Genomic DNA, 13095 nt, shown 5'->3' with positions numbered 1-13095 from the left:
AGGTGCCGCGCGTCGCCGGGTACCCCACGAGCCGTCACCCGTTCAGATGCGGCGGGGTGGTCGCGCGGTGGGGCGCCGCGCAGGGTCGGTTCCGTACCGCAGTTCTGCTCCGGCCGAGGAGTTCCCATGGCACAGTCAGCGCCCGCATCCGGACCGGCCCGTTCCACCGGCCGGGAGGCCGACAGCCCCTGGGCGGCCGGTGGAACGATGTTCGCCGGTGTCCTGCTCCTCGTCGACGGCGTCTTCGGCGTGATCAAGGGCGTCGCCGGCATCGCCTCGGACCAGGTCTACGCGCGCATCGACAACTACACATTCAGATTCGACGTGACCGCATGGGGCTGGATCCACCTGGTCCTCGGCATCGTGCTGGGGATCATCGGCTGGGGCATCCTCATGGGGGCGATGTGGGCCCGCGCCGCGGGTGTGGTGCTCGCCGCCGTCAGCCTCGTCGTCAACTTCGCCTGGCTGCCGTACCAGCCGATCTGGGCGGTCATCTCCATCGCCATCGACACCTTCGTCATCTGGGCCCTGTGCGTGGACCGGTCGAAGGCTCTCGCCTGAGCGGCTCCGTACCTCCGTACCTCCGGGCTGTGAGCCCCGTACGGATATGGCCGCGATGCCCGCGGTGTCAGTGGCTCGGGTCACACTGGAGCCATGTGCCGCAGCATCAAGACCCTACGTCCGCCGGCTCTCCCCGAAGAGGCCACCGAGGAAGAGATCAGGGCCGCCGCCCTGCAGTTCGTACGGAAGGTGTCCGGCTTCCGTGCCCCGGCCGCACACAATCAGGAGACGTTCGACCGGGCCGTCGACGAGATCGCCGAGGCGACCGCCAGACTGCTGGACGGACTGGAGATCAGAGGCGCGGTCAGGACGCGGTAGTCGCGGACGTCTGGGCGGCAGCGGCGGCTGCCGCCTCAGCCGCCGGGCGGCGCATGAGGTAGGCGGCAAGAGCGCCCGCCACGAACAGGGCGAGGACCGAGACGGCCGTGCCCACCCAGGTGGCACCGAGCCACTGGCCGCCGCAGTAGCCCAGCCCCACGCTGTATCCGGCCCAGGCCACCCCGGCCAGGGCGGACCAGGGCAGGAACTCCTTGACCTCGCGGTGGGCCGCGCCCGCGCCCAGCGAGACCACCGACCGGCCGGCCGGGGCGAAGCGCGCGATGATGACGAGGATGCCGCCGCCCCGGGCGAGGGCGGCGCCGAGGCGTTCCTGCGCCGAGGTGAGACGGCGGGAGCGGGCGATGGCCCGGTCCAGGCGTTCGCCCCCGCGCCAGGCCAGCCGGTAGGCGACGAGATCCCCGAGCACCGAGGCGGTGGCCGCGCAAAGGATCAGTGCGAGGAGAGAGGGGACCTGCGGCACCTGCTGCGCGGCACTCGCCGCGGAGGCCGCACCGGCCATGGTGGTCGAACCCGCGGCGGCCGCGGTGGCGGCGGTGATGACCAGGACCCCGCTGGGCAGTACGGGCAGGAAGACGTCAAGGAGCACCGAGACGGCGACCACCACGTAGATCCAGGGGCTGCCGGTCAGCGCAGCCACACTCTCGAACAACTCCAACTCCCCGATTCGGAACAACGCCGCGACGTCGCAGGGGAGCGGCAGGAGCGGCAGGGTCAGCTGTACAGCGTACGCCTGACGCTCATCCGATGATCGATAATTATGGGTGATGTTGGGAAGCTCACGTGCGCCCGGGGAACGGGAAGGGCGAGTTCCGGGTGCACGTGCCCGACGGGCTCCGGATGCGCGTGCCCGCCGGGCTCCGGCCGCAGGGGCCCGAGAGGTCCGCTGCGTGTTCCTGCGGGGCTCCCGCTGCGCGTGGCCGGGGCGGTGAGTGCTCGCGCCCGAGGGGTGCCGGAGGGCGTACGGGGGCCGGCCCGTGGGAACAGGGCCGGACCCCGCGTCGAGGGGCGGTCCGGCGGTCAGACCGTCACCGCCGGGGAGCGCTCGGGCGCCCTGTCCTCGCTCTGTTCCATGCCGTTCCGGCCGAGCAGCCCGTCCAGGGACAGTGCTCCCGAACCGGTGAAGACGAGCAGCAGGAATATCCAGCAGAAGATGGCCGCGGCCTCGCCGCCGTTCTGTATCGGGAGAAGGCCCTCGGACTGGTGGACCACGAAGTACGCGTAGGCCATGGAACCGGAGCAGACCAGGGCGGCGATCCTGGTTCCCAGGCCGAGCGCCACCAGGACGCCGCCGATGAGCTGGATGACTGCCGCGTACCACTTGGGCCAGGTGCCTGCGGCTACGGAACTGTCGCCGAAGAGGCCGAAGAGAGCCGCCGCGCCGTGGCAGGTGAAGAGCAGGCCGATGATGATCCGGAACAGGCCGAGAACGTAGGGCTGAGCCTGGTTCAAGCGTGTGTGCATGGGGGGATGGCTCCTTCGGTCGGGTGGGGACGTGAACCGATCGGGTACTTCAGGTTAGGGAGACCTCACCAGTACTTGCAAGTTCAACATTCCGTCGACTGGCCGAAAGTTGACCTGTGCTTGTCAGCCGGAATTCGAGCCGTGGCCGCCTCCATCTGCGAACCTTCGGTCGTCGACTTGGCCTGAACCAATGGCAGCGCAGCTTTCCGGCCACGGGCTCGCGTGCCGGGGTCGGGTGTCGGGCCGCGGGCGACCGGGTCCGGGTGCCGGTCGGTCCGAGGGGATGCCCGCAGCGGTCCGTCGTGCCGTCGGTGGGCCGGGCAGTCGTCGTGGCAGGCCCCGGCCGGGGCGGGGAGCCGGCCTCGGGGTGAGGGGCGCCGGTCCCGGAATGGTGGCTGCCGGTTTCGGGAAGGGGGTCGGGCCGCGTGCTGGAGGGCAGGTCAGCCGGAGGGTGGCACCTTCGGACCGGCGTTCGGCGTCGCGGAGTGTCGTGAGGGTGTCGGGCCGGGGCCGTCGTCGGTCCGTGTTCGGAGTCCGCCGTTCGTGCGGTGTTCGCCATGACGCGGCATCACGTTCCGCGTCCGGTGCGGCGGGTGGCCGGGCCGGGCGTGGCGGTCCCGGTACGCCTCCGATCGGGGCAGGATCGTGCGAGCCGGGTCCTGCGGGGGCTCCCTGCGTCGGCGGGTGGGCCTTTTCGCCGTTCGGCGTGGAGCGATGCGGTTCGGCGGGCCTCGCGGGTACGGCGGCGATCGCGATCGGCGGTCGTACTCGACCGAAAATGCGCCGTTGCCTCCGCCGTGCGTCTGTGCGTCGGTGGCCCGGGAGTGTTCGGCCGCGGCCCCTGTATGCGCGGTGGTGGCGGTCCCGATACGCGCGGTGGTGGCGGCCCTGATGTGCGCGGTGATGGCGTCGGGAACTCGGGTGCGGCTTCGGTGAAGGGGTCGTTCGCAACGCGGGGCGTTCCTGCGGTGGGTGCACGTGGCCGGTGCGTGAGACGGGTTCGCGCGGCCGGTTCATGGAGCTGGTCCGCGCGGCCGGTTCGCGGGGCGGCATGGCGAACCCCGCCCGAATGTCCTTCCGTTCGGGCGGGGCGGTGGGGCCGGTGAGGGCTCAGCAGTTGTTCAGGATGGACTGCAGGGCGCTCTTCTCGGCCGAGTCGACGCTCAGGTTGTAGTAGTGCTTCACGTGGACCCAGGCGCGCACATAGGTGCACTGGTAGGCCGTGCGCGGCGGCAGCCAGTCGGCGGGGTCCTTGTCGCCCTTCGCCTGGTTGACGTTGTCCGTGACGGCAATGAGCTGAGGGCGCGTCAGGTCGTTGGCGTACGCCTGCCGTTCCGCGTTGGTCCAGCTGCTGGCGCCCGATCGCCATGCCTCGGCGAGCGGAACCATGTGGTCGATGTCCAAGTCGGAGGCGGCGGTCCAGGTGGCGCCGTCGTACTCCGAGTACCACGTGCCGCTGACGGCCGCGCAGCTGGAGTTCTGCTCCACGTTCTTGCCGTCGCGTTCGAGGACGACCTCGCGGGTGTTGCAGGCGCCCGACTGCGTGATCCAGTGGGGGAACTTGGTCCGGCTGTAGCCGGTCATCGAACCTTCGCTCGAAACGGTCAACTGGCTCAGGTAGGACCGGGCGGTGGACGCCGAGACCGGCGTGGGCATGGCTGCCTGGACGGCGGGGGCGCCGAGCAGGCCGGTGGTTGCGGCGAGGGCTGCGGTTGCGGCGACGGCGCCGATACGACGCGCGTAGACACCAGACATGCGAACTCCCTTGACGTGGGGGGACCTTGAGCGGCCGACCGGTGGGGCCCGGCCATCGTGGCGGCGCCGGGTTTCCGTGGGGTGGGCGCCAGGTAACAGAGTGGCGACATGGGCACGTCACATCAAGGGTTTCGGTGAACGCGACTGGAGTGTGGGGGGGCGTACGTCCGGGTCTGCGCGGGCGCGTGTGCCGACGCTCTCTCGACTCGCGGGTCTGCGCGGGGCCGTGTGTTGATGTTCTCTCGGCTCATGGGTCCGCGTGGGCGTGGGCGTTGGTGTTCTCTCGGCTCACGGGGCCGTGCGGGTAGTGGCGGGCGTGGTCGGCGCGGTCGGCCGGCCGCGTTCGCCCGGTCGTAGGGTTGCGGCGTGCTGCTCCCCGTCAACCTCACGCTCGGTGTCGTCCTCGCCCTGCTGCTGGTGGCGGCATCCGCCGTCGCGGCCCTGGCCCGGCTCGGCCGTTCGCGCGACATCCTGCTGGCCGGGTTGCGGGCCGCGGTCCAGCTCGCCGCGGTGTCCCTGCTCATCGGTTGGGTGGTGCGTTCGCTGCCGCCGCTGCTCGTGTTCGTGGCGGTGATGTACGCCGTGGCGGTACGGACCGCGGGGCGCCGGATCACCCGTAACCGCACGTGGTGGTGGGCGGCGCTGCCGATCGGGGTGGGGGTCGCGCCGGTGGTGGCGCTGTTGTTGCTCACCGGGCTCGTTCCCGTGCGGGGCATCGCGCTGATTCCGGTGACCGGCATTCTCATCGGGGGCGCGCTGACCGCGACCGTGCTCGGCGGGCGGCGCGCGCTGGACGAGTTGACGGTCCGGCGCGGAGAGGTGGAGGCGGGCATGGCGCTCGGGCTGCTCGACCGCGAGGCGCGGCTGGAGATCGCCCGGCCCGCGGCGGCGGACGCACTGCTGCCGGGGCTGGACCAGACGCGGACGGTGGGGCTCGTCACCCTGCCGGGTGCGTTCGTGGGCATGCTGCTGGGCGGCGCCTCGCCGGTTCAGGCGGGGGCCGTGCAGCTGTTCGTGCTGGTGGCGCTGATGGCCGTGCAGGCGGTGGCGGTCACGGTCGTGCTCGAACTTGTCGCACGCGGGCGGCTGCACCGGGGCTGAGGCTCACCGGTCGACGGGGCGGACCCGGTCGCCGAGGGCGGCGCCCGCCGACGGGGCGCGCGACCCGGTCGGCCGGTGGCGGGTCATCCCGCGTCGATGTGCAGCACGATCGGGCCGTCGGTCGCTGCTTCCACCCGCAGGTGCGTCAGGTCCTCGACGTGCGCGTCGGGCGAGAGGGCGGCCGCCCTGGGGCCCACGCCCACGACACGCATGCCCGCTGCGCGTCCGGCCGCGATGCCGGCCTCGGAGTCCTCGAACACGATGCAGTCGGCCGGATCGAAGCCCAACTCGGCCGCGCCCTTGAGGAAGCCCTCGGGGTCCGGCTTGCTGGCCCCGACGCATTCGGCGGTGACACGGGTGGCGGGCATGCGCAGTCCGGACGCCGCCATGCGGGTCCGGGCCAGGGCCTCGTCGGCCGAGGTGACCAGGGCGTGCGGGAGCGAGGCGATCGCGGCCATGAAGGCCGGTGCCCCGGCGACCGGGACGACTCCGTCGGTGTCGGCGGTCTCCTCGGCGAGCATCGCCCGGTTGTCCGCGTAGTTCTGCTCCATCGGGCGGTCCGGGAGGAGTACCGCCATGGTCGCGTACCCCTGTCGTCCGTGGACCACCGCGAGCACGGCGGCCGGATCGAGCCCCTCGCGCTCCGCCCAGCGTCGCCAGCAGCGCTCCACGACGGCGTCGGAGTTCACGAGGGTGCCGTCCATGTCCAGGAGGAGGGCGCGGGCTGTCAGGACGGTGGCCGGCATGGGCGGGCTCCAGGGAGGGGCGGGGCGCGGTGATGCGAGGAAGCGCGTCATGCGGGGAAGTGCGCGACGCGGGGACGGTGCGGAGTGGGGAACGAACGGTGCGGGGAACAAGCAGCCTCGCCCGCCGGTCAGGGGGTGACGGGCGGAGGCTACTTTGTTCCATCACGATACAAAAACCTGTACGGGAAAGCCAATCGCCGCCGGAAAGGGGTGGGGCGGAGGTGGCCGGGGTGGAGCGGGTGCGGTCCGGTTCGGCAGGCCATAAGCGGGCACAGCGGACAGGATGGGGGTGTAGCGGACCCGAGGAGACGTTCCATGGCGCAGCAACCGAGCCCCCCGTCCCCCCTGCCGGAACCGGCCACGACCCCGTTCTCCGGAGGGGGTCGTTCCACCCCGTCGGTCATGGCGGCCATCGGGGCACTGCTCCTCGGCATGCTGCTCGCCGCGCTCGACCAGACCATCGTCTCCACCGCGCTGCCGACCATCGTCAGCGACCTCGGCGGCCTGGAGCATCTCTCCTGGGTGGTGACGGCCTATCTGCTGGCATCGACCGCCGCGACGCCGCTCTGGGGCAAGCTCGGTGACCAGTACGGACGCAAGAAGCTCTTCCAGGCCGCCGTCGTCATCTTCCTCATCGGCTCGGCACTCTGCGGCATCGCCCAGGACATGCCGCAGCTGATCGGTTTCCGCGCCCTCCAGGGGCTCGGCGGCGGGGGCCTCATGGTGCTGTCGATGGCCATCGTCGGCGACCTCGTGCCGCCGCGCGAACGGGGAAAGTACCAGGGCCTGTTCGGTGCGGTCTTCGGCACGACGAGCGTCCTCGGTCCGCTGCTGGGCGGATTCTTCACCGAACATCTCAGCTGGCGCTGGGTCTTCTACATCAACCTGCCGGTCGGTGTCGTCGCGCTTCTCGTGATCGCCGCCGCGTTGCGCATCCCGGCCCACCGCACGAAGCACACCATCGACTACCTCGGCACGTTCCTCATCGCCGCCGTCGCCACCTGCCTGGTCCTCGTGGCCTCCCTCGGCGGCACCACCTGGGCCTGGGACTCGGTGCAGGTCATCGTGCTCGCCGCGCTGAGCGCGGTGCTCGCGGTCGCCTTCGTCCAGGTGGAGCGACATGCGGCGGAGCCGATCATTCCGCCGTATCTGTTCCGGATCAGGACCTTCACACTGGTCGCCGTCATCAGTTTCGTCGTCGGGTTCGCGATGTTCGGCGCGATGACCTATCTGCCGACCTTCCTCCAGGTGGTGCACCACATCACGCCGACCCTGTCCGGGGTGCACATGCTTCCCATGGTGCTGGGCCTGCTCCTCACCTCCACCGCCTCCGGTCAGGTCGTCAGCCGCACCGGCCGCTGGAAGGTCTTCCCGATCGCGGGCACCGGCGTCACCGCGATCGGCCTGCTGCTCCTGCACCGGTTGACCGAGGCCAGCAGCACCTGGGAGATGAGCGCCTGCTTCTTCGTCTTCGGAGCCGGACTCGGCCTGGTGATGCAGGTGCTGGTGCTGGTCGTGCAGAACGCCGTCACGTACCAGGACCTCGGCGTCGCCACGTCCGGGGCCACGTTCTTCCGTTCCATCGGTGCCTCGTTCGGCGTCGCCGTCTTCGGCACGATCTTCACCAACCGGCTCACCGACAAGCTGGCCGCGGTGCTCGCCGGCCGTCCCCTGCCACCCGGCGCGAGTGCCGGACAGTTGGCCGCCGATCCACGCGCCATCGACCGGCTGTCCCCCGTGCTGCGGGCGCAGGTGCTCCATGCGTACTCGACGTCGATCACCGACGTGTTCCTGTACGCGGCCCCGGTCGTCCTGGTCGCCTTCGTCTTCGCCTGGTTCCTCAAGGAGGACAGGCTGCGCGGCTCGGTGACCGCCCCGGAACCCAGCGAGACGCTGGCCTCCAATCCGGTCGAGCGTTCCTCGTACGACGAATGCGCCCGGGCCCTCTCGGTGCTCGCCACCCGTGAGGGGCGTCGCGAGACGTACGAGAAGATCACCCGGAGAGCGGGGTACGACCTGCTGCCCGCGGCGAGCTGGATGCTGCTGCGGATAAGGCGCCACGGCACGGTCGAACCGGCCGTGCTCGCCGACATGACACCGGTGCCGCTGCGTGTGATCGGCGAAGCGGCACGGCAACTGGAGGAGCGCGGCCTGGTCCGGCGCGAGGGCGTGCAACTGGTGCTCTCCGACACCGGATCGGAAGCTGTGGTGAAGCTCGCCGACGCCCGCGAACGGATGATGGCCGAGTGGCTGGGGGACTGGTGGGGGCCGGACCGACCGACCGACCTGGTCAGGCTGGTGGCGGAGCTGACCGCCGAGACCAGTGGGTCCAGCAGGGACCGGCCGCACGGCCCCGGGCCGAGGCGGGACCACGCGGCCGGCCCCGCCTGCCGCCCCGCGGACACGTCCTGACCCCTGCCGGGGGTGCGCCGCGGGGGACACGCCCGTGGCGCACCCGGCGCCCACCGTCCGGCCACCGAACCGCGCAGGCGGACCGCCCACCGAACCGCGCAGGCGAACGGCCGTACTGCGGGGACTGCCGTACTGCGGGGACTCGCCGTACTGCGCGAACGGACAACCGCCCGACAACTCGGGCCCGACCCACCGGAGAACACCCATGAGGATCCACCTGTCCACCGTCTTCGTCGACGACCAGGAGAAGGCGCTGCGCTTCTACACCGATGTACTGGGCTTCGTGAGGAAGCACGATGTCCCGGTCGGCGACGACCGATGGCTGACCGTGGTCTCGCCGGAAGCCCCGGACGGAACCGAACTGCTGCTCGAACCCTCCGGTCATCCCGCGGTGCGGCCCTACCGGACGGCACTGGTCCGGGACGGCATCCCGGCCGCCTCCTTCGCCGTGGACGACGTGCGGGCGGAGTTCGACCGACTGCGCGGGCTCGGGGTGCGTTTCACCCAGGAGCCGCTGGACATGGGTCCGGTCACCACCGCGGTCCTGGACGACACCTGCGGCAATCTGATCCAGATCGTGCACGGTGAGTCCTGATCGGACCAGGACCGGGGCAGGTCTCGATCGGGACCAGGGCCGGGGCAAGTCTTGATCGGGACCAGGACCGGGACAGGTCTCGATCCGGATCGTGCGGGGCGATTTCTGAATCGGATCGTGCGCGTGGCGAGCGGAGCGCCGGCCGGGCCGACGGCCCTCAGCGCTCGCGGCCGGGGGTGCCCGGAGCTGCGGACGGAAGGGTGTGCCGGGCGTCGTGGGCCGGTGAGTCCTTCCCGTCGCACGCCGGGAGCCCGTCGCACACCTGGAGATCGTGCGCCTGGAGATCCTTGGCGAACCAGTGTTCCGCGTACTGCCCTCGATTGAACGCCGGGACCTCCCGGTATCCGTTCTTCGCGTACAGGCCGCGTGCCTCGACCAGGTCGTGGCGGGTGTCCAGCCTGAGCGTGCGTACGCCGAAGGCGTGCGCCGCGGCCTCGACGGCGGCCAGGAGAAGCCCGCCGCCGCCCGTGCCGCGGTGCTCGGGCCGCACGTACACCCGGGTCACCTCCGCGACGTCCGCGTCCACCACGCGCAGGCCGACGCAGGCCGCGGCCTTGCCGCCGAAACGGCCGACGACGAACTGCCCGGTGGGCGGCGTGAGCCGGTCGGCACCGTCGTCGGCGAGCCCCTCGTCGATCTCCGCAGTGGTCGCGGCCCGTCCCCAGTAACGGCCGGCGACCTCGGCGTAGTAGTCACGGCGGAGCAGCGAGGCATCGGGGGAGTCGAAGGGTTCGTGGGCCACGGTCCAGGTCATGCGGGTCATTGTGGCCGGGGCTCCGCATCACTCCGCAAACAGGTTTCCGGGCGCACGCGCCCCCGAACCGCGCTGCCTCATCCACGGGGCACGACGACAGAACGCCACGACGTCACGAGGCAGGACGGTGCATCCTCGTCGGCTGCTTGTCGCTCGTCGTTCATCGCAGTGGTGGCGGAGCCGTGACCGCGACCGGGGGCGTCGGCGCCCGACGCCGTCGGGTCCGCCGCACCAGCACCGTCGCGGCCACCGCCACCACCAGCAGGGTTCCCGCCACCGACAGCAGCCAGGCGGGGACACCGCCCATGGTCAGCAGCTCGTTCCGGTACAGCGGAGTCCGGTACGGGGTGTCGGAGGCCGCCGCGCGCAGTTCGTGATCGCCGTCGATCCTCTCCGGACGGGGGAACGACTGCTCGATCGCGGTGAGGAACGTGGCCTTCCCGCCCGTCACCGTCGCCAGTGCTCCGGTGCCGTCCCCCACCGACCCGGCGTCGAGCCGGCCCGCGTACGTCACCTGCGGTTCCTCGCCGCCGATCGCGTAGCGTGGCTCCATCCGGTGCTCCGCCAGCACGTACAGCCCCAGGCGTTGCGGCACCGAAGCGAGTTTCGACAGCCGCATCGGGTAGACGAGGCGGTCACTGGCGAAACGCAGCCGCAGCGGGTCCAGGTCGCCCATGGGCGGACCGCCCGCACGGCTGCCTCGCCGCGCGCCACCCTCGTACCGCCCCGGCCCTGCGTCCCTCGTGCACGGCCCGCGCCACGCGCCGCCGCTGCACCACATGCACCACACGTATCCTGCGTATCCCGTGCGTTCCGCGTATCGCGTGTGTCACACGCATCCCCTGCGTCTCGCATACCTCGTCTTCCTCCCCCGTGATCGACGATCACGGGGGAGGACGTGGCAGGCCACCGAGCCGGTTCCGGGCCCGGTGCCGGTCCCGGGCTTCGGTTCCGCTTCCGGTTCCGGTTCCGTCCCTGGTCCCGTCCCCGGTTCCGGTCGGGGCGCCGGAACCGGGTCACCATTCGGCCATTCCTTCGAAAAAGGCGAGGGTGACAGTTGGGCGAAAAGGGGGTTGATTGTGTCTCTCCCCTGATGCAATGCGAAGGTTTCACAGCACACCCAGGTCCGAGGGACGGGCAAGGAAACGGCGGGAGGTTCGGCGCAGCGTGGCGAATGCGGAACACAGTGTGCGCACGGACGCGGCGACGGGGGCGAGAACCGGGGCCACTCGGGCCCTGCTCTGGCTGGTCGTGGCCGCACTGGCGATACGGCAGATGGCAGCGGTGCTGCGGCAGCCCCCGGGCGAACGGCTCACCGATCTGGAGACCTGGATCGGCGACAACGGTGTTCTGCACGTGACGGGTTCGCTGTACGAGAGCGACCGGTTCACCGGGACCCCGTTCTCCGGGCTGGTCCTGAAACCGCTGACCAGGACGGCGGAAGAGAGCCTGGGCGTCGTCTGGACCTTCGGATCGCTGCTGCTCGTCGTCGCCCTGGGGGTCGTTGCCGCGCGTGCGCTGCCGGGTCCGGTCTCCCGCCGCACCTCGCTGCTGGCCGTGCCGGTGGCGATCAGCCTGCTGATGTTGTCGTTGCCCGTCCGCAACGCGTTCCAGCTGGGGCAGACCAGCATCCTGCCGGTGCTCCTGGTGCTGCTCGCCTGTTTCGTGGTGCGCGGGGAACGGGCATCGGGCCTGCTCATCGGAGTCGCGGCCGCACTCCAGCCGACCGTACTGCTCTTCGCGGTCCTGTTCCTGTTCACCGGACGCCGACGGGCGGCGGCCACCGGCGGTGCCGTCTTCGCCGCGTGCACGGCGCTGGCCTGGGCCGCGATGCCGGACGACTCGTGGACCTACTGGGTGCACCACGTCGCGGGCGTCGGACTCGGCGACACCCCGGAGAGCCTGGCCAACCAGTCCCTGCACGGCGCGCTGCTCCGGTTCGGTTTGACCGGCCCACTCGAAATCGTGCTGTTCGTGGTGCTGGCGGCGGCCGTCTGCTGGGTCGGACTGCGCCGCGCCGTGCAGTACGCCCGCGACGGGCAGTTGCTGCTCGCCGTCGCCGTCACCGGTTGCGTCGCCGTCGCGGTCGCGCCGACCGCCTGGCAGCACCAACTGCTGTGGGTGCTGCTCGCCGTTGTCGGCCGGACCGGGAAGAGGGCCTCCGACCGGCTGGTGTGGCCGACGGTCGTGGTGCTCGTGATGACGCTGCCGGGGAAGATGCTGCTGCCGAACACGGCGATGTTCTTCCCGATCCGTGACAACGTCCTGTTGATCGCGGCACTCGGAGCGGCCTGCGTCGCACCGTTCCTGTCGCGCACCTCGCCGTACTGGCAGCAGCCGATTCCCACGGACTACGCCGCCCCGGTACCGGCCCGCTGGAGCCGCGTCCCGCTGCTGCCGTTCTGGCGCCGGGTGCTCAGCCGGCCCAATCTGTTGCTGGAACTGCTCCTGATCAGGGTGGTCTACTCCGCGTACGCGTACGTCAGGCTCGCCGCGACGGCCGGACGGCCCACGGCCGAACGCCACGGGCAGCAGATCCACTCCCTCGAACAGTGGCTGCACATCGACATCGAGCACTGGGCCAACCACGCGGTCGTCGAGGTGGACTGGCTGCGCGGCTTCTTCGACTACTACTACTCGACGTTCCACTTCATCGTGCCGCTGGCGATACTCGGCGTGCTGTACGTACGGCGTCCCGCGGACTACCGCTGGGTCCGCAGTTCCATCGGCTTCGCGACGATCCTCGCGCTGGTCGGCTTCTGGCTCTACCCGCTGGCCCCGCCGCGACTGATGCCGGGCCTCGGATTCATCGACACCGTCCACGGGGTCCAGGACTTCGCGAAGCCGGACTACGGGTCGCTGACCGCCGTGACCAACCAGTACGCGGCGATGCCCTCGCTGCACTTCGGCTGGTCGCTCTGGTGCGGTGTGGTCATCGTCATGCTGGCCCGGAGCCCGTGGATGAAGGCACTGGGTCTGCTGCACCCGCTGTTCACGGTCACCGCGATCATCGTCACGGCCAACCACTGGGTGCTGGACGCCGTGGGCGGCGCCACCGTCGTCGCGCTCGGCTTCGGTCTGACCTACCTGCTGGCGGGCCCCCGGAGGGTACGGGCACCGGGCGTTCCGGCAGCGGCGAAACCGCTCGACGACGTACCGGCCGGGGCGCCGGACAAGGCCGGTGAAGCGGTGGGCGGCAGACGCCGCTGAGAGCCGTCCGGCACCGGGCGCGTGGCACTCGCGCGGACGCCGGATCGGGACCGTGGCCCGGCCGGGGCCGAAGGGGTGCTGGTGCCGAAGGGGTGCCGGTGCCGAAGGGGTGCCGGGACGTACACCGTCCCGGCACCCCTTCGGCGTGGATCGCCGCCCCT

General features: G+C 71.2%; 11 protein-coding genes and 1 pseudogene. 6 read left to right on the top strand and 6 right to left on the bottom strand.

The features are described 5' to 3' along the window. The first annotated feature begins 126 nt into the window (after positions 1–126). Complete coding sequence (locus ACFC79_RS04465; protein WP_376235087.1) at positions 127–561, top strand: hypothetical protein; 435 nt, start codon at positions 127–129, stop codon at positions 559–561. Between the two features lie 93 nt (positions 562–654). Then, a complete protein-coding gene (locus tag ACFC79_RS04460; protein WP_376235084.1) occupies positions 655–879 on the top strand; it encodes a DUF2277 domain-containing protein in 225 nt (74 codons plus the stop codon). Here ACFC79_RS04460 and ACFC79_RS04455 read toward each other — a convergent pair. The 3 genes from ACFC79_RS04455 to ACFC79_RS04445 form a co-directional block, all read right to left on the bottom strand. Further along, the gene (locus ACFC79_RS04455; RefSeq protein ID WP_376235082.1) at positions 866–1549 is read right to left on the bottom strand and encodes a DedA family protein; all 684 of its coding nucleotides are present in this window, start codon (positions 1547–1549) and stop codon (positions 866–868) included. The genes ACFC79_RS04460 and ACFC79_RS04455 overlap by 14 nt on opposite strands. A 368-nt stretch (positions 1550–1917) precedes the next feature. Beyond that, positions 1918–2361, bottom strand: a complete 444-nt coding sequence (locus tag ACFC79_RS04450; RefSeq protein WP_376235080.1) for a DoxX family protein — start codon at positions 2359–2361, stop codon at positions 1918–1920. 1110 nt (positions 2362–3471) lie between these two features. Next, positions 3472–4116 carry an HNH endonuclease family protein gene (locus ACFC79_RS04445; protein WP_376235078.1) on the bottom strand — a complete coding sequence of 215 codons (645 nt, stop codon included), beginning with the start codon at positions 4114–4116 and terminating at the stop codon, positions 3472–3474. Between the two features lie 366 nt (positions 4117–4482). Here ACFC79_RS04445 and ACFC79_RS04440 point away from each other — a divergent pair, with 366 nt between their 5' ends. Beyond that, positions 4483–5217: an ABC transporter permease gene (locus ACFC79_RS04440; RefSeq protein WP_376235076.1), complete on the top strand. Its 735-nt coding sequence runs from the start codon at positions 4483–4485 to the stop codon at positions 5215–5217. An 83-nt stretch (positions 5218–5300) separates the two neighbouring features. Here ACFC79_RS04440 and ACFC79_RS04435 read toward each other — a convergent pair whose 3' ends face one another. Beyond that, a complete protein-coding gene (locus ACFC79_RS04435) occupies positions 5301–5963 on the bottom strand; it encodes an HAD-IA family hydrolase (RefSeq protein WP_376235074.1) in 663 nt (220 codons plus the stop codon). A gap of 315 nt (positions 5964–6278) precedes the next feature. Between ACFC79_RS04435 and ACFC79_RS04430 the strand changes: the two genes are divergently transcribed. Both ACFC79_RS04430 and ACFC79_RS04425 read left to right on the top strand, forming a co-directional pair. Next, positions 6279–8375: an MFS transporter gene (locus ACFC79_RS04430; protein WP_376235073.1), complete on the top strand. Its 2097-nt coding sequence runs from the start codon at positions 6279–6281 to the stop codon at positions 8373–8375. Positions 8376–8580: 205 nt separating this feature from the next. Next, positions 8581–8970, top strand: coding sequence for a VOC family protein (locus ACFC79_RS04425; RefSeq protein WP_376235071.1), 390 nt, complete (start codon positions 8581–8583; stop codon positions 8968–8970). A 280-nt stretch (positions 8971–9250) separates the two neighbouring features. Here the strand turns inward: ACFC79_RS04425 and ACFC79_RS04420 are convergent. Together ACFC79_RS04420 and ACFC79_RS04415 are read right to left on the bottom strand one after the other, a co-directional pair. Next, positions 9251–9724: pseudogene (locus ACFC79_RS04420) on the bottom strand (GNAT family N-acetyltransferase); the annotation flags it as partial. Positions 9725–9884: 160 nt separating this feature from the next. Continuing rightward, positions 9885–10505 (bottom strand): DUF2330 domain-containing protein, encoded by a 621-nt coding sequence (locus ACFC79_RS04415; RefSeq protein ID WP_376235068.1) that lies wholly within the window; start codon positions 10503–10505, stop codon positions 9885–9887. 317 nt (positions 10506–10822) lie between these two features. Between ACFC79_RS04415 and ACFC79_RS04410 the strand changes: the two genes are divergently transcribed. Then, positions 10823–12934, top strand: a complete 2112-nt coding sequence (locus ACFC79_RS04410) for a bifunctional glycosyltransferase 87/phosphatase PAP2 family protein (RefSeq protein ID WP_376235065.1) — start codon at positions 10823–10825, stop codon at positions 12932–12934. The last annotated feature ends 161 nt before the right edge of the window (positions 12935–13095 follow it).

This window comes from Streptomyces sp. NPDC056061, assembly GCF_042266885.1.
GTDB lineage: Bacteria > Actinomycetota > Actinomycetes > Streptomycetales > Streptomycetaceae > Streptomyces.
The sequence above is the reverse complement of the archived record's forward strand: the minus strand, read 5'-3'. Positions and strand labels throughout refer to the sequence as shown.

What these genes read in the sequence shown, in the direction of transcription:
- ACFC79_RS04435 (WP_376235074.1), bottom strand. Translation starts at nt 5,963, where the DNA reads ATGCCGGCCACCGTCCTGACAGCCCGCGCCCTCCTCCTGGACATGGAC.
- ACFC79_RS04445 (WP_376235078.1), bottom strand. Translation starts at nt 4,116, where the DNA reads ATGTCTGGTGTCTACGCGCGTCGTATCGGCGCCGTCGCCGCAACCGCA.
- ACFC79_RS04415 (WP_376235068.1), bottom strand. Translation starts at nt 10,505, where the DNA reads ATGTGGTGCAGCGGCGGCGCGTGGCGCGGGCCGTGCACGAGGGACGCA.
- ACFC79_RS04425 (WP_376235071.1), top strand. Translation starts at nt 8,581, where the DNA reads ATGAGGATCCACCTGTCCACCGTCTTCGTCGACGACCAGGAGAAGGCG.
- ACFC79_RS04465 (WP_376235087.1), top strand. Translation starts at nt 127, where the DNA reads ATGGCACAGTCAGCGCCCGCATCCGGACCGGCCCGTTCCACCGGCCGG.
- ACFC79_RS04450 (WP_376235080.1), bottom strand. Translation starts at nt 2,361, where the DNA reads ATGCACACACGCTTGAACCAGGCTCAGCCCTACGTTCTCGGCCTGTTC.
- ACFC79_RS04460 (WP_376235084.1), top strand. Translation starts at nt 655, where the DNA reads ATGTGCCGCAGCATCAAGACCCTACGTCCGCCGGCTCTCCCCGAAGAG.
- ACFC79_RS04410 (WP_376235065.1), top strand. Translation starts at nt 10,823, where the DNA reads ATGCGAAGGTTTCACAGCACACCCAGGTCCGAGGGACGGGCAAGGAAA.
- ACFC79_RS04430 (WP_376235073.1), top strand. Translation starts at nt 6,279, where the DNA reads ATGGCGCAGCAACCGAGCCCCCCGTCCCCCCTGCCGGAACCGGCCACG.